11 protein-coding genes are annotated in these 15,422 nt (G+C 72.9%); 6 read left to right on the forward strand and 5 right to left on the reverse strand.

Annotated features, from left to right (window positions below; all coding sequences use genetic code 11):
- Positions 1 to 145: 145 nt before the first annotated feature.
- A complete protein-coding gene (locus AB0O53_RS26330) occupies positions 146 to 1,261 on the reverse strand; it encodes a putative hexosyltransferase (RefSeq protein ID WP_351001463.1) in 1,116 nt (371 codons plus the stop codon).
- A gap of 284 nt (positions 1,262 to 1,545) precedes the next feature.
- Between AB0O53_RS26330 and AB0O53_RS26335 the strand changes: the two genes are divergently transcribed.
- A complete protein-coding gene (locus tag AB0O53_RS26335; protein WP_351001461.1) occupies positions 1,546 to 3,186 on the forward strand; it encodes an MFS transporter in 1,641 nt (546 codons plus the stop codon).
- A 146-nt stretch (positions 3,187 to 3,332) separates the two neighbouring features.
- On the forward strand, positions 3,333 to 4,502 hold the full coding sequence (locus AB0O53_RS26340; RefSeq protein WP_351001460.1) for an acyl-CoA dehydrogenase family protein: 1,170 nt from the start codon (positions 3,333 to 3,335) through the stop codon (positions 4,500 to 4,502).
- A 9-nt stretch (positions 4,503 to 4,511) separates the two neighbouring features.
- Here the strand turns inward: AB0O53_RS26340 and AB0O53_RS26345 are convergent, their stop codons facing one another.
- The gene (locus AB0O53_RS26345; protein ID WP_030030440.1) at positions 4,512 to 4,961 is read right to left on the reverse strand and encodes a cell division protein SepF; all 450 of its coding nucleotides are present in this window, start codon (positions 4,959 to 4,961) and stop codon (positions 4,512 to 4,514) included.
- A 285-nt stretch (positions 4,962 to 5,246) separates the two neighbouring features.
- Between AB0O53_RS26345 and AB0O53_RS26350 the strand changes: the two genes are divergently transcribed.
- From AB0O53_RS26350 to AB0O53_RS26365, 4 genes are all read left to right on the forward strand, one after another.
- Positions 5,247 to 6,617, forward strand: coding sequence for a DUF5685 family protein (locus AB0O53_RS26350; RefSeq protein WP_351001457.1), 1,371 nt, complete (start codon positions 5,247 to 5,249; stop codon positions 6,615 to 6,617).
- A gap of 310 nt (positions 6,618 to 6,927) precedes the next feature.
- Positions 6,928 to 7,380 (forward strand): hypothetical protein, encoded by a 453-nt coding sequence (locus tag AB0O53_RS26355; protein WP_365198699.1) that lies wholly within the window; start codon positions 6,928 to 6,930, stop codon positions 7,378 to 7,380.
- Positions 7,381 to 7,562: 182 nt separating this feature from the next.
- Positions 7,563 to 8,447: a S1 family peptidase gene (locus AB0O53_RS26360; RefSeq protein WP_351001451.1), complete on the forward strand. Its 885-nt coding sequence runs from the start codon at positions 7,563 to 7,565 to the stop codon at positions 8,445 to 8,447.
- 95 nt (positions 8,448 to 8,542) lie between these two features.
- Positions 8,543 to 9,022, forward strand: coding sequence for a hypothetical protein (locus AB0O53_RS26365; RefSeq protein WP_351001448.1), 480 nt, complete (start codon positions 8,543 to 8,545; stop codon positions 9,020 to 9,022).
- Between the two features lie 39 nt (positions 9,023 to 9,061).
- Here AB0O53_RS26365 and AB0O53_RS26370 read toward each other — a convergent pair whose 3' ends face one another.
- The 3 genes from AB0O53_RS26370 to AB0O53_RS26380 all read right to left on the reverse strand — a co-directional run bounded on the left by AB0O53_RS26370 (position 9,062) and on the right by AB0O53_RS26380 (position 15,405).
- Positions 9,062 to 9,970, reverse strand: a complete 909-nt coding sequence (locus AB0O53_RS26370; RefSeq protein ID WP_365198702.1) for a DUF4231 domain-containing protein — start codon at positions 9,968 to 9,970, stop codon at positions 9,062 to 9,064.
- A 64-nt stretch (positions 9,971 to 10,034) separates the two neighbouring features.
- The gene (gene fxsT, locus AB0O53_RS26375) at positions 10,035 to 14,033 is read right to left on the reverse strand and encodes an FxSxx-COOH system tetratricopeptide repeat protein (RefSeq protein ID WP_365198705.1); all 3,999 of its coding nucleotides are present in this window, start codon (positions 14,031 to 14,033) and stop codon (positions 10,035 to 10,037) included.
- A complete protein-coding gene (locus tag AB0O53_RS26380) occupies positions 14,017 to 15,405 on the reverse strand; it encodes a TIR-like protein FxsC (protein WP_351001540.1) in 1,389 nt (462 codons plus the stop codon). Before AB0O53_RS26380 ends, fxsT begins: the two co-directional genes overlap by 17 nt.
- Positions 15,406 to 15,422: the final 17 nt, after the last annotated feature.

Consider the following 15,422-nt stretch of genomic DNA (forward strand, 5'->3'; position numbering starts at 1 on the left):
TTTGTGATGACCATGTGATGTGGAGTTGGTCTCACACGGGCCTTAATTCCCCGTATTCCGGCAGGGGTTGGATCCTTCTCGATCCGGTGTCCGGAAATTGTTTCGGCCGCTTATTCGGGCTTTATTGCCGCAGGTCGATTACCCCTCAGGGCGGGCCCGAGCCGTTCAGCCAGAACGCCCCGTACACCGCCGACGCCAGGGCGACCGCGCCCACCACCAGGGCCGCCCGCCGGGTCCGCCACCGGGCCAGCGCCACCGCCGGCACCAGCATCAGCGGAAAGGCCGGCAGCAACAGCCGCGGCTTCGAACCGAAGTACCCCGACGCGCACAGCGCCAGCGCCACCACGATCCCGCAGTACACGAGCAGCGGCGCCGGCTGCCGCTGCCGCACGCACGCCGCGTACAGCCACAGCACCAGGGCGACACCGACGATCAGCCCCAGCCCGGCCGGCCAGGCGGACGAGGCCAGCTTCGCCCCGACGAAGCGGGCGAAGGCCCAGCCGCCGTCGAAGCCGTTGCCCCAGCCGGCCTGGACGTCCAGGTACCCGAGCAGGCCGCCCCCGGTGCGCGCGCCCACCCACAGGACGTACGCGGCCGCGCCCGCCGGAGCCAGCAGCGCCCCCGCCGCCATCCGCCACGACCGCTCCCCGCGGCGCCACGCCAGTACGACGGCCACCCACACCGCGGCGACGACCGCCGCGCCGACCGGGCGGGTCAGCCCGGCCCCGGCGGCGAGCAGCCCCGCCGTCAGCCACCGGCCGCGCAGGGCCCCGTACAGCGCCCACGCGGCCAGCGCGGTGAACAGCGACTCGCTGTACGCCATGGACTGCACGATCCCCACGGGCAGCGCCGCCCAGACGGCGACCGCGAACACCCCGGTGCGGCGGCCGTGGAGCAGGTCTCCCACCGCGAAGATCCCCCAGGCTGCGGCGAGCCCGGCGAGCACCGACACCACCAGGCCCGCCGAACCGTACGAGAGCCCGGTCACCGCCGACACCCCCCGCTCCAGCCACGGCAGCAGCGGGAAGAACGCCAGGTTCGAGTGGACGTCCCCGTTCGGCAGGGCGATCTCGTAGCCGTACCCCTCGGCGGCGATGCGGGCGTACCAGAGCGAGTCCCATCGGGCGGACAGCAGCGTGTGCGGGCTGCTGCCCGCCACCGCGCCCCACACCGCGAGCACGGTCAGCCCGAGCAGCCGGACCGCGGCGAAGGCGGCCAGTGCGGGCGCGGCCCGGCGAAATCCAAGATCTTCCACAGGCATGATTATCGGTGGCGTCCGACAGGGGCCGGCGCCGAGGAGCACGGAACGTGAGCGGCCGTGTACGCGGGGGAGCACTCCGGGGCGGGGGAGTGGCGCACGCCACACGGGGGGCGCCGCCGGTATGAGAGCTTGACCACGTGTCGGGCACACGAACTCGCGTACGCTGACCGTTCACTCGCGTGTCGATGCCGGACCCCGTTGGATGCCGCACAGCGCACCACCCCCCCGTGGCTCCGCCAGACGCTGGTCCACCGAGCGCGAGGGATCACCTGGGAGGTACATGCATGGCGGGGACGCACACGGCCACGGCCGGGACCCCTTCGCCCTGGCAGCGGCTGGGAGCGGCCTCCGGCGGCGCCAACCGCTGGGTCGTCCTGGCCGTTCTCTGCGTCAGCCTGGTCCTCGTCGCTCTCGACGCGACGATCCTGCACGTCGCGGTCCCGTCCGTCACCGAAGACCTGCGGCCGGGCCCGATGGAGCTCCTCTGGGTCGTCGACGCCTACCCGCTGGTCTGCGCCTCGCTGCTGATCCTCTTCGGCACCCTCGGGGACCGGGTGGGCCGCCGCCGCATCCTCCTCCTCGGATACGGGCTCTTCGGCGTGGCCTCCGCGATAGCGGCCTTCGCCGACAACGCCCAGGTCCTCATCGCCGCGCGCGCCCTGCTCGGCATCGGCGGCGCGATGATCATGCCGGCCACCCTGTCGATCCTGCGCCAGGTCTTCCCCGACCGGCGCGAGCGGGCCCTCGCCATCGGCATCTGGACCGCCGTCGCCGCGATCGGCGCGGCCAGCGGCCCCGTCCTCGGCGGCTTTCTCATCGAGCACTTCTGGTGGGGCTCCGTCTTCCTCATCAACATCCCGCTGATGGCGCTGATCCTCCCGCTCGGCCGCTGGCTGCTGCCGGAGTCGCGCGGCTCCGCGGACGGGCCCTGGGACGTGCTCGGTGCGCTCATGGCCGCCGCCGGCGTGCTCGGATCGGTGCTCGGGATCAAGCGGATCGGCGCCGAACGGCACCTCCTCGACGCCGAGGCGCTGGTCCCGCTGCTGATCGGCGCGACGCTGCTCGTGCTCTTCGTACGCCGCCAGAAGCGGCGCGAGCACCCGCTCATCGACATGCGGATGTTCGCGCGGCCCGCCTTCTCCACCTCGGTCGCCTGCATCGTGCTGGCCATGCTCGCGCTGGTCGGGCTGGAGCTGATCGCCGTCCAGTACCTCCAGCTGGTGCTGCACCTCAGCCCGCTGGAGACCGGCCTGCGCCTGCTGCCGCTGACCTTCGCCGCCATGGCCGCGGGCGCCACCGGCTCGTACACCCTGGCCCGGGTCGGGCCGCGCACCATGGTGTCGCTGGGCTTCCTGCTGACGGCCTTCGCCGTGCTCCTGCTGACGCTGATGGGCCAGCAGGACCGGCCGGTGCTGCTGACCGTCGGCTTCATCCTGCTCGGCTTCGGGCTGCAGACCACGCTGTTCGCCGCGTACGAGTCGATGCTGAGCGAGGCCCCGGCCGAGACCGCGGGCGGGGCGGCCTCGATCGGCGAGACCTCCTACCAGCTGGGCGCGGGCATCGGCATCGCGCTGCTGGGCAGCGTGATGAACGCGGCCTACCGGCCGGGGCTCGCCTCGGTGCCGGGGGTCTCGGCGGCGGAGTCGGCGGGCGCCGCGAACTCCCTCGGCGAGGCGTACCAGATCGCCTCGGGCCTCGGCGGCCCGGCGGGAGCCGCCCTGTACGCGGCGGCCCGGCACTCCTTCGTGCACGGGCTGCACGTGACGCTGCTGGTGAGTGCGGGGCTGCTGTTCGCGGGGGCCGTGATGGCGCTGAAGCTGCCGCGGGTGATGGACTGCGGAGCGGCCGGGGAGGCCGAGCCGGTGCGACTGCCCGCGCAGGCGAAGGGCGAGCCGCGGCCGACCCCGGTCGAACAAGCCGGCTGACCGCGCGGGCCGTCCGGCCGCGCGCGTCCCGCCCCGCCGGCCCCGCGCCGGAAAGTGGGGCTGGATTTGCCCGCCGCAGGCCAATAGCTTCGGGTGGGCGCGAAAACTTGCGCCGCCAGGTTCCGCTCAGGCCGCCGGGAGGCCCCGTGTCCTTCGTTCCCACCGATCCGCTCGGGCTCGACGAGCTCCTCGGGCCCGAGGACCTCGCCGTCCGGGACACCGTCCGCACCTGGGCCGCCGACCGGGTGCTGCCGCACATCGCCCAGTGGTACGAGAGCGGCGAGCTCCCCGAGATCCGTGAGCTGGCCCGGGAGCTCGGTGCGATCGGGGCGCTCGGGATGTCCCTGGAGGGCTACGGGTGCGCCGGCGCCAGCGCCGTGCAGTACGGCCTCGCCTGCCTGGAGCTGGAGGCCGCCGATTCCGGCATCCGCTCGCTGGTCTCCGTACAGGGGTCGCTGGCCATGTACGCGATCTGGAAGTACGGATCCGAGGAGCAGAAGCAGCGCTGGCTGCCCGGCATGGCCGCGGGCGAGCTGATCGGTTGCTTCGGGCTGACCGAGCCCGACGTGGGCTCCGACCCGGCGGCGATGCGGACCCACGCCAAGCGCGACGGCACCGACTGGGTGCTGAACGGCCGCAAGATGTGGATCACCAACGGCTCCGTCGCCGCGGTGGCGGTGGTGTGGGCGCAGACCGACGACGGGATCCGCGGCTTCGCCGTGCCCACCGACACGCCCGGCTTCTCCGCGCCGGAGATCAAGCACAAGTGGTCGCTGCGGGCCAGCGTCACCAGCGAGCTGGTCATGGACGACGTACGGCTGCCCGCCGACGCGGTGCTGCCGCTCGTCAACGGGCTCAAGGGACCGCTCGGCTGTCTCAGCCACGCGCGGTACGGGATCATCTGGGGGTCCATGGGCGCGGCGCGGGCCAGTTTCGAGGCCGCGCTCGACTACGCGAGGACGCGCGAGCAGTTCGGCAAGCCGATCGGCGGCTTCCAGCTCACCCAGGCCAAGCTCGCGGACATGGCCCTCGAACTCCACAAGGGCATCCTGCTCGCCCACCACCTGGGCCGGCGGATGGACGCGGGCACCCTGCGGCCGGAGCAGATCAGCTTCGGCAAGCTCAACAACGTCCGCGAGGCCATCGAGATCTGCCGCACCGCGCGGACCGTCCTCGGCGCCAACGGGATCTCGCTCGAATACCCCGTCATGCGGCACGCCACCAACCTCGAATCGGTGCTCACCTACGAGGGCACCGTCGAGATGCACCAGTTGGTGCTGGGCAAGGCGCTCACCGGGCTGGACGCCTTCCGGTGAGAGCCCTGCTCAGCTCTGGTTGAAGAAGTCGCGCGAGCGGCCGCCGGGCTCGCCGCTCACGATCTGGGTGTCGGCCGGGGTCAGCAGGAAGACCCTGGTCGCCACCCGCTCGATCGAACCGCGCAGACCGAAGGTCAGTCCGGCCGCGAAGTCGACGACGCGCTTCGCGTCGGTCGGGTCCATCGACGACAGGTTCACGATCACCGGGACCCCGTCGCGGAACAGCTCACCGATGCCGCGCGCGTCCCGGAACCCGTCCGGGGTGACGGTCGCGATCCGGCGGCCGTGCTCCACGGCCGACTCGGAGGCCACCTTGACGCGGGGGTCGGTCACCCACTGGTCACCGGGGCCCGCGACGGAACCGTGGGCGGCCTCCGCGTAGTCGTCGTCGTAGTAGCGCTCGTCGTCGCTGTCCTCCACGAGACCCAGCCAGGCACTCGCCTTGCGCACCGAACCCATGGACTGCCTCCTTTCACCGCGGTCATTCTGTCTTCTCTCCGCTGCCCCTATGCTCGTCCATGATGCTGACAACGCGCCAAGTGGATAGTCGCCGCGCAGGGGTTTCGTGACGGTACTGGTGCAGAACATCCGTTGCACGGTCAAGGATCCTGGTCGCTACCGCTGCTGACTGAGTGAAAATACGACCGGCACCGCCGTACGGGTGGGCGGCGGGGACGTACGGGTGAAAGAGGCGGGTCGATACGATGCCCGGCAAGCACGCGTACGACACACGGGGGAAGCAGCTTGTTCGGCATAGTCAGGCCTTGCACGCACCGGCTCGGGGAGCGGTTCAAGGCGGAGTGGATGGCCCATCTGTGCGGGCTGTGCCTGGCACTTCGGGGGGACCACGGGCAGTTCGCCCGGATCGTCACGAACTATGACGGGCTGCTCGTCTCCGTTCTGACGGAGGCTCAGTCCGGTCCCGCACCCGGCTCCCGGCGCACCGCGGGCCCCTGCCCGCTGCGCGGGATGCGCACGGCCGCCGTCGCCAAGGGCGAGGGCGCCCGGCTCGCGGCCGCCGTGTCACTGGTCCTGGCCTCCGCCAAGGTGCGCGACCACGTGGCCGACCGGGACGGGCTGTTGGCCCGCGCCCCGATCGCCGCCGCCGCCCGCAGGGTGGCCCGCGGCTGGGACCGGGCCGGTGCGCGCACCGGAGCCTCGCTCGGCTTCGACACCGCGGTGCTCGTGGACGCGGTGGACCGGCAGGCGGGCATCGAGACGCTGGCCGGCCCCGGCACTCCCGTGCTCGTGGTGACCGAGCCCACGGAGACCGCGACGGCCGCTGCCTTCGCGCATACCGCACAGCTGGCCGGACGGCCGGGCAACGCCCCCGCGCTGGCCGAGGCCGGCCGGTACTTCGGGCGGCTCGCGCACCTGCTGGACGCCGTGGAGGACCGGGTCGCCGACGCCGAGGCGGGTGCCTGGAACCCGCTCACCGCCACCGGGACATCCCTCACCGAGGCCCGCAGGCTCTGCGACGACGCCCTGCACGGCATCAGGCTGGCGCTGGGCGAGGTCGAGTTCGCCGACGCGGGGCTCGCCCACCGGCTTCTCGTGCACGAGCTGCGCACCTCGGTGGACCGGGCCTTCGGGACCATGAGCTGCGGCCACACGGCCACCGCCTCGGCCGGGCAGGGCGCGGACCCGTACGGCTCGAACCCGTACGGCGGGAACGGTGGCGGCGGGGGCAACCCCTACGCCGGCGCCCCGTACGGCGCGAACCCCTACGACCCGAACCGCCCCCAGGTACCGGGCGGCCCGCCGCCCGCAGGGTCCGGCGGGTACGGCAGCGGCGGCGACGGCTTCGGCGGAGGCGGCGGGTTCGGCGGCGGTGGCTTCGGCGGCGGAGGCGGCGGCGGCCGGCACCCGCAGCGTCCGCGCCGCGGCCTGCTGGCCGGCTGCGCGGTGGCCATCGGGCTCTTCTGCACCTGCCAGATCTGCTGCGCCGATCACGAGGGCCCCTGGTCGCGCAAGAAGCGGGACCCGTGGTGCGACGCCTGCGAGTGCTGCAACTGCTGCCCGCACTCCTCGTCGACCGGCGGTTCCGAGGGCGGGTCCGGCGGCGGTGGCGACGGCGGCTGCTGCGACTGCAACTGCGGCTGCTGCTGCGACTGAGTCCGCGTCAGTTCCACGCGCCCGGACGGCGTATGCGGGGATTCCCGTCCGGACGCGCGTGGAAGGGCTGAGCGGGATGAGCGATGACGCAGACGATCCGCGCACGGCCCGGCGGACCCGGCGCGGGCGCGGGGCAGGGGCCGCCGTGTTCGCCGGGCCCGCCCCCTGCGGTGCCCTCGCACCGGGCGGCGGCCCCTGCCCGGCCGGCTACCCGGAAGGTCGAATTCCGGCCGTTCCGGGGTACGCCGGCGCAGGCGCCGCGCCGCGGACCGGCACCGCCGAGTGCCGCGTGCGCCGGAGCCCCGGGCCCGTGACGGGCCTGCTCCTCCCGGCCGCCGCCCGTCCGTCCGCACGCTCCCGGCTCCCGGCCGCGACCGCCCGGGCCGTCGCGATCCGGCCCGAAGGGCCCGGGGCGGCACGCGCCTTCGGCCCCGGCGCCGAGGGCGCCGCACCCGACCCGGCCGCCCCGCTGCCCACAGCGCCGGGGCGATCCCCCGCGTACGCGCACGAGCGGGCCGGTCAGGCGGCGGAGTCCGGCGGGGACGCAGGCCGCCCCGGCCCCGGCCGGAAGCCGCCCGTCGCGGCCGCGCCCGCCCGGCGCGGCCGACGCCCCCTCCGCCGCCCGCAGGCCGGCATATCCGAGGCGCGGGGCGTGATCGCCGCGGGCCCCGACCGGGCTCCTGAGCGCCACCCGAACGCGCCTTCGCCGACCTCCGCTCCCGGCCTTCCGCACCCCCTCGGAACAGACCGCACCGCACGGTGAAAGGCGGCGTGCGGAGGCCGAAAGCCGCTCTTGCGACCGGTATCCGACGACAGGACACTCCCGACAGCGCTTGTCAGGGGCACGGCCAAAGTTCATGCGCCGGCCATGCCCCCGGCTGCGCCTCACGGGCTCCGGCACCCCCACGACCGCCGGGCCCCCGACCCTCTCCAGGAGGACGAGAAGTGAGGATCAAGCGCACCACCCGTAACAGGCTGCTCGCGGTGGCCACCGGCCTGGCCGCCGCCGCAGCGCTCGCCGCGCCCACCGCGGCGAGCGCGGACCCCCAGGACGGCGGTTTCAGCGCCGACCGGCTCGCCTCCGCCGGCGCCTCCGTCCTGCGGGCCGACGTAGCGGGCACCGCCTGGCACGCCGACCCCGCCACCGGAACCCTCGTGGTCTCCGCCGACTCCACCGTCTCCGCCGCCGCCCTCGCGAGAATCAAGCGCGAGGCCGGAACCGAGGCGGGAGCGCTGCGCATCGAACGCATCCCCGGCAAGCTCACCAAGCTGGCCTCCGGCGGCGACGCCATCTACGCCAACAGCTGGCGCTGTTCGCTCGGCTTCAACGTCCGCAGCGGAAGCAACTACTACGCCCTGACCGCCGGACACTGCACCGACGGCGCGGGCACCTGGTGGACCAACTCCGCCCGCACGACCGTCCTCGGCTCCACCACCGGGTCGAGCTTCCCCAACAACGACTACGGGCTCATCAAGTACGCCAGCAATACGCCCGTGCCGCCCGGGACCGTCGGCAGCCAGGACATCACCAGCGCCGTCAACGCCACCGTCAACATGTCCGTGACCCGGCGCGGCTCCACCACCGGCACCCACAGCGGCCGGGTCACCGGCCTCAACGCCACCGTCAACTACGGCGGCGGCGACGTCGTCTACGGCATGATCCGCACCAACGTGTGCGCCGAACCCGGCGACAGCGGCGGCCCGCTCTACTCGGGCACCCGCGCCGTCGGCCTCACCTCCGGCGGCAGCGGCAACTGCTCCTCCGGCGGCACGACCTTCTTCCAGCCCGTGGTCGAAGCGCTCAACGCCTACGGGGTCAGCGTCTACTGACCCATGCCCCGCGCGCCCCTGTCGGCACCCTGGACGTCCTCCCGCCTTCTGGGAGGATGTCCAGGGCGGCCGTGTCCACGGGGGAAGGTTCCTGCATGAAACGCATCGGCGTGACCGGGCACCGGGCCCTCCCGGACGCGGTGCTCGGCCCTGTGGAGAGCGGCCTGCGGGCCGTACTGGGCGGCCACGAAGGGCCGCTGGAAGCCCTCTCCAGCCTCGCCGACGGAGCGGACCAGCTGTTCGCCTCCATCGCGCTCGAATGCGGCGCCGACCTCACCGTGGTGATCCCCAGCGACGACTACGAAGAGGCCTTCGACGGCGCCGAGGCGCTGGACCGCTACCGGCGCCTCAGGCTCCGGGCCGCCCAGGAGGTCCGGATGGACTTCGCCCGCTCCACGGACGAGGCCTACTACGCCGCGGGCACCTACATCGCGGACTCCTGCGACCGGCTCGTCGCCGTCTGGGACGGCCGGCCGGCCCGCGGGCACGGCGGCACCGCCGAGATCGTGGCCTACGCCCGGGCCCTGGGCAAGCCCGTCACCGTCCTGTGGTGCGAGGGCGTGACCCGGGACTGAGCCGCGCGCACCCGCCTACGCCCTCCCACCACCGGCGCGTCAACTGCTGTGCCGGGCCAGCCAGTCCGTGTGCTGCGGCGAGACGTACCGCTCGGTCTCGTACACCGACGAGGGCCACTGGGACTCGGTGATCGTCGTCTGCATCACGACCATCATCGCCGCCAGGTCCTGCTCGATCAGGGTGTGCGCCTCGATCAGCGGATGGTGGCGGCGCACCTCGTTCCAGGCGATACCGGCCGCCGCCGCCGTGCTCAGCAGCCCCGTCAGGCCCGCTCCCGGGCCCGAACCGAACGCCCTCAGCAGGGCGAACAGCAGGGCCAGACAGGTCAGCAGGACGATCGTCCACGACCACAGGTGCGTCGCCCGCCGCGACACCTCCGCCCGACGCCGGTACCAGTTGCGCTGCTCGATCAGCCGGTCCCGCACGTACGTCTCCCGCCGCGCGTGGTAGTCCCTGCCGCGCAGCCGGTGCATCGCTCCGGTGATCTCCGCGCCCTCCGGCACGGAGCCCGCCGTCCGCGGATCCTCCCAGCCCATCTTCCGCAGCTCGGCCAGCCCGGCCTCCAGCCGCGTCCGGTACGTTTCCCCCGGGTCGGCCACGTCAGTGCCGAACGGCGCCCCGTGCACCGCGTACCGCCAGGCCAGCGACTTGATGAACTCCGCCGCACTGCGGTTGAGCTGCCACTGCGGGCGGGCCCGGCGCCTGGTCGCCCGCATGCCGACGGCCAGCACCCCCGCGTACCCGAGCACGCTCAGCAGCCCGAACAGGTGCAGCGAGCCGAGCTCCGGCCCCGGCGGCAGCGCCGCCGCCCCCGCGGCCGCGACGAGCAGCAGCAGCTGGGCCCTCGTGGCCTGGGTGGACTCCCGCTGCCGGGATATCGCCGCCTGGTCCGTGTGGTGGAAGAGGGCCGGCAGGTCCTCGTTTCGAAAGGTCGTGCTGTCGGTCACAACGCCCCCCTCGTCTCGGGTGGCGGGCGGCGGGAGCCCGAGGCCCCCGCCGCCCTCCGTCGGATCACACGGCGAGCGGCTCCAGGTCCCGGTGGATCCGCCGCTCGTCCCGCGCGTACCGGGTCAGGCTGTGGTCCTCGCCGAGCAGCCGGGTCAGCTCGGACACCACCTCGGCGCGCAGCCGCGCCGCCTCCTCCTTGCGGCCCATCGAGTCCAGGCTGATCGCCATGTTGGAGCTGCTCGCCAGGGTCTCCGGATGGTGCGCCCCGAGCGCCTCACGCAGCCGCAGCACGGAGAGCCGCTCCAGTTCCAGGGCGCCCTCCGGATCGCCCAGGTCCGCCCGGGCGTTGGCCAGGTTGAGGTGCGCGAAGACCGTGTGCGGGTGGTTGTCGCCCAGGACGTCCCGCATCCCCCGGATCGTCTGCCGCAGCATCGCCTCCGCCGCCTCCGCCGAGCCCGTGCCCCAGTGGAAGACCGCCAGGTTGTTCACGGCCGCCAGCGTGTACGGGTGCCGCTCGCCCGGCACCTTCATGTACTCGTCCACCACCTCCTGCGCCAGGTCCCGCGCCCCGCCCGGGTCCCCGGTCGCGAACAGGTCCGAGGCCAGGTTCAGTTCGCAGGACAGCAGGTCGGGGTTGACCGAGGTGTACTTGGCCCGGTAGCGGGCCCGGGTGGCCGTGGTCAGCCGCACCGCGTCCTCCAGCTGGCCGGCCCGGCGCAGCGACACCGCCAGGTTCTTCGCGGCCGACAGGGTGCCCGGGAACGCCCGCCCCAGCGTCCGCTTGTAGATCTCGTACGTCCGGCTGAGCAGCTGCACCGAGTCCTCGTACCGGCCCACCTCGCGCAGGTCGCGGGCTAGGTTCTGCGCCGACGACAGGGTGTACGGGTGCTCCGGGCCGAGCACCTCCGTGCGCAGGTCGTACACCTCCTGGTCGATCTCGCGGGCCCGGGTGTACTGGCCCACCAGCCGCAGGTTCAGCGCCAGGTTGTTCGCGGCCGCCAGGGTGCGCGGGTGCGCCTCGTGGAAGATCTGGCTGAACCCCTCGTGGGCGTCGGTCGCCAGCTCCATCGCCATCCCGTACTGGCCCAGCGCGCCCAGCGTGTTGGCCAGACCGCTCATGGTCATGTACGTGTGCGGGTGCGAGGGGCCGAGCACCGCCCGCTGCCGCTCCAGCGTGACCTCGTCCAGCTCCTTCGCCTCCACGAACCGGCCCTGCGAACGCAGGATGTTCGACAGGTGGAAGCGCAGGTACAGGTACTGCAGGTCGTCGTTGCCCAGCATCTCCTTCCAGGCCTCGCGCAGCTCCTCGCCGAGCTGGTAGGCGGCCTTGAAGTCGCCGCGCTTCCACAGGTAGCGGACCCGGTCGATCAGCAGCCGGCGCGTCTCCGGCTCCTTGCAGTACCGGGCCTCGGACGGGGTGAGGTGCGACCAGATGGTGTTGAACCGCGGCCAGGTCTCCGGGTTGTCGATCGGCTCGTCGTCGTCCGGCCGGGCCCCGGCCAGGATCCGGTGGACGGCGTGCCGGGCCTCCCGCTGGTCCTCCTCCGGCATCTGCGACCGGATCACCGCCTGCACCAGCCGGTGCACCTGGATGCTGTTGCTGACCTGGTCGACCTTGGCCAGCGCGAACCGGCCGATCTCCCGGATCACCCGGCCCAGCACCAGCTTCTCCTGGAGCGAGGCGTCGTAGGGCTTGAGGGCGTCGATCATCTCCTTGCTGTACAGCAGGTTCGCCGAGATCGGCTCGGGAGCCAGGAAGGCGCACAGCTGCAGCAGCCGCACCGCGGCCGGCGAACGGGACTGGAGCCGCTCTATGGAGATGTTCCAGGTGGCGGCCACCGGCTCCGGATATCCCGGCGGCTGGTTCAGGCCCAGGACGCTCGCCGCCTGCTGGGCCAGCTGCTCGATGTACGCGGCCACCGGGGTCGCGGTCTCCGCGATCCAGGCGCCCGCCTGCTCGACGGCCAGCGGCAGGTCGCCCACCGCGACCGCCACCTGCTCGGCGTCCTCCTTGGTGAGCCCCGGGGCCCGGCGCTGGAGGTGCTCGATGGACTCCTCGCGCAGGAACACGTCCACCGGCAGCGCGTCGCCGTACTGCGACCAGGACTGGTTGCGGGAGGTCACCAGCACGTGCCCCGGACCGCCCGGCGGGAAGAACCGCTTGAGGGTCTCGGGATCGTCCGCGTTGTCGAAGACGAGCAGCCAGCGGGAGGACGGCACCCCGCGCCGCAGCAGGTCGATCGCCTCCTGGGAGGCGGCCGCCATGTCCTCGCCGGTCTGCGCACCCAGCCGTACGGCCAGCTCCGCCAGCGCGGCGACCACGTCGTCGGTCTGCTCCGAGGAAATCCACCACACCAGGTCGTAGTCGGCCATGAACCGGTGCACGTACTCCAGCGCCACCTGGGTCTTGCCGACGCCGCCGAGGCCGAACAGGGTCTGCGGCTGGGGGAGCACCACGGCCATGCCGCCGCCGAGCTGGTCGCGCATCCGCTCCAGCACGATGCTGCGGCCGGTGAACCCGGGGTTGCGGGGCGGGGCGTTCCAGATCTTCGGAACGGTCCCCGGGAAGCGCGGACCGGGCTGCGAGGCGCTCGCCACGCTGTCGGGCAGGGCCATGGGCCGCTCCACCGCGCGCAGCAGGGCGGCGGTGGCGTGCACCTCGTCCAGGCGGAAGAGGTCCACCGGGTTGCGGTCGATGTACGGCGTGGACAGCCGTACGTCGCCCACCCTCAACGGCACCAGCTGGCGCCGGCCCCCGGTCGGGTCCTCGGCGGCCGCCCGCTCCCACACGTCCACCGCCCGGGCCGACTTCAGGTAGGCGGTGGAGAGCAGCACCACCGTGCGCGCGGCCGTGTCGATGCTGATGCCCGTGCCGCCGCCGAGGGTGTCCCCTGCGGAGCCCGTGGCGCCCGGCGGCGGCCGCTCGGCCGAGACGTCCTTGGGCACCACCCGGAAGCCGGCCCGGGTGAGCACCGACTCGATCCAGTCGGCCCACATCCGGTTCTCGGCGACGTAGGACAGGAACAGGTCCGCCGGCAGCGCCGGACGGCGCCGGGTGAAGGCGTCCCTGATGCGCAGGCGGACCTCCTCGCCGATGGCCGGCATGGAGGTGATCTCGCCCTCGGTGACCACGGCGGTCAGCCGCTCGAACGCCGAGAGCAGGGAGTTGGTCAGCCCGGCCTCGTCGCCGAAGGTGGCCAGCGTCTCCTCGTAGGCGTAGTACGGCCGGTAGGGGATCTCCACCGCGCCCCAGTAGGACGTCAGCTCGTCCCCGACCAGGCCGCCGGGGAACCGGTCGAACTTGATCCGGGCCAGAGCCCGGCCCGCGTCGGCCTTCTCCTTCTCGCCCTCGTCGATCCGCATCGGGACCGGATAGATCTTGATGCCGCGGTCGTTGAACCGCTCGTCGATCTGGCGGGCCACGGACGCGGCGCCGTCGATGGACTGGTCGGACAGGGTGAAGCAGTCCACGAGGACGTCCGGGAGGTGCACGGTGCAGATGTCCGCGATGTCGGACAGACCGGTGCGGCTGTCGATCAGGACGTAGTCGTAGTTCCGCTTCATGTCGGCGCGTAAGGCGTCGAAGAACAGCCCGCCGCCGAGCCGGTCGTAGAAGTTGTCCCAGTCGAAGGTGGACACCGTCGCCGAGTACTCGCGGTTCTGCCGGCCCGCCGAGACGAAGTCCAGCGTGCCGCCGTCGGGGAACTCCCAGCCCAGGGTCTCCGGGGTCAGCGAGACCGCGTGCGGCTGGATCCGCGCGTAGTCCTTGTGCCAGTCGTCGGGCCGCGCCACCGGACTGGTGGCGGCCCACGCGTACTCGCTGATCAGGTCGATGACCCCGGTCGTGGCCCCGAGCGTGGACGGGTCCAGGAACGGGTGGAAGAAGCGGTGCAGGCCAGGGGCCTCCAGGTCCCAGTCCACCGCCAGGACCCGCTTGCCGTTGGCCGCCAGGATCCAGGCGGTGTTGGCCAGCGCCATGGTGCGGCCCGTGCCGCCCTTGTACGAGTAGAAGGTGACGATGCGCCCGTCACGGCCGTCCCTGGTGTCACGACTCGCTGTCATCCGCGTCCCCCCGGTCGGTGTCGTTGCTGTCGTTGCCGTCGTTGTGGCCGCCGAACGCGTCGGGCGGGAAGGGCGCCCGCGGCGGGGCCGGAGGCCCGCTCATCCCCATCGGCCCGAGCAGCCGCGGGCGTTCGGTGTGGGTGCTGCCGGCCGGCAGGTAGACCTGGGCGTGCCGGAGGAACTGCTGCGCCGCGGCCTCGACCACCTGCGGCAGGATCTGTCCGAGGGTCTCCATGTTGGCCACCCCGTTGGCGGCGGCCCGGCAGGCGGCCCGGCCCTGGCCCATCTTGACGGGCAGGGTCTCCTCCAGCCGCTGCGCCAGCTCGATCTCCTTCGCGCGGCTCTGGTGGTCGTAGCGGTTCCACGGCACGACCACGTTGACCCACGGGCGGGACTCCTGGTCGAAGGCGGCCAGGCGCTGGCGGCGGTGCTCGTCCTCCACCACCCAGCGGTCGACGATCAGGATCTCCGGCCGGGTCGGCGGCTGCTTGCTGTCGTAGTGGCCGGCCTCGTCGTCGAAGGAGCCGATGCTGGTCTGGTAGTTGAGGTTCTTGACCAGGTCCTCGGCGACGTAGGCGATGGGCCGCTGGGCCACCGGGTGGTACGGGTTCCACTCCAGCGCGCTGTCCCCGTAGTACTCGGGGCTGCGCCCGTCCGGCAGGTCGTGCCGGGAGGCGGCGGCCACGGTCACGTGCAGGGTGCGGGCGGGGCTGCTGCCGGTGGGGCCGAAGGCGCTCGGCACCCCGCGGTAGTCCAGCGGGCGGACCGGGTCGAGGCGGACGGTCTCGGCGACCCGGACGATGCGCTTGGCGAGCTCGTACACCGCCCGTTCGTACTGCTCGGCGTAACCGCGGAGTTTGATCAGCCCGTACAGCCCGTCGGTGACGTAGCGCTCGCCGAAGGTGTTGTGGTTGAACTGCAACCGCTCGGCCGGACCGGGCAGTTGGGACGGCGGGACCGGCACCCATAACGCGGGCACGATGGCCTCGGCGGGCTGGTTGCTCAGGGCCCCCTGGTGGATCGCCCGCTGCGCGAAGGCGTACCACTCCTTGCCGCACATCTCACTGGCGAAGTACCGCGGCGAGAACAGCGGGACGAAGACCCGGCAGGTGGCGAGCGCCGCCCCGAGCCGCTCCGACCAGCCCTCGCCGCTGCGTATCTCCCGGTCCATGAAGCCGGCCTCGGCTCCGGCGGGCAGATCCGTCAGCGCCATGACATGGCTGCAGAGGTCACGGAACAGGCGCTCCACCCACATGTCGGGATCGGGCCCCCCGGCCCCGAATCTCGGTGTATGCGCATAACTGAGAAAAAAATACGGCTGCACTGATGCGGGCACACGCCCCCCGTCCCGAAGATGCGAGCGAAGAAACATCATTCCGGAGCTGCTTC

The sequence above is a fragment of the Streptomyces erythrochromogenes genome (genome assembly GCF_040684695.1).
GTDB classification, from domain to species: Bacteria; Actinomycetota; Actinomycetes; order Streptomycetales; family Streptomycetaceae; genus Streptomyces; species Streptomyces erythrochromogenes_C.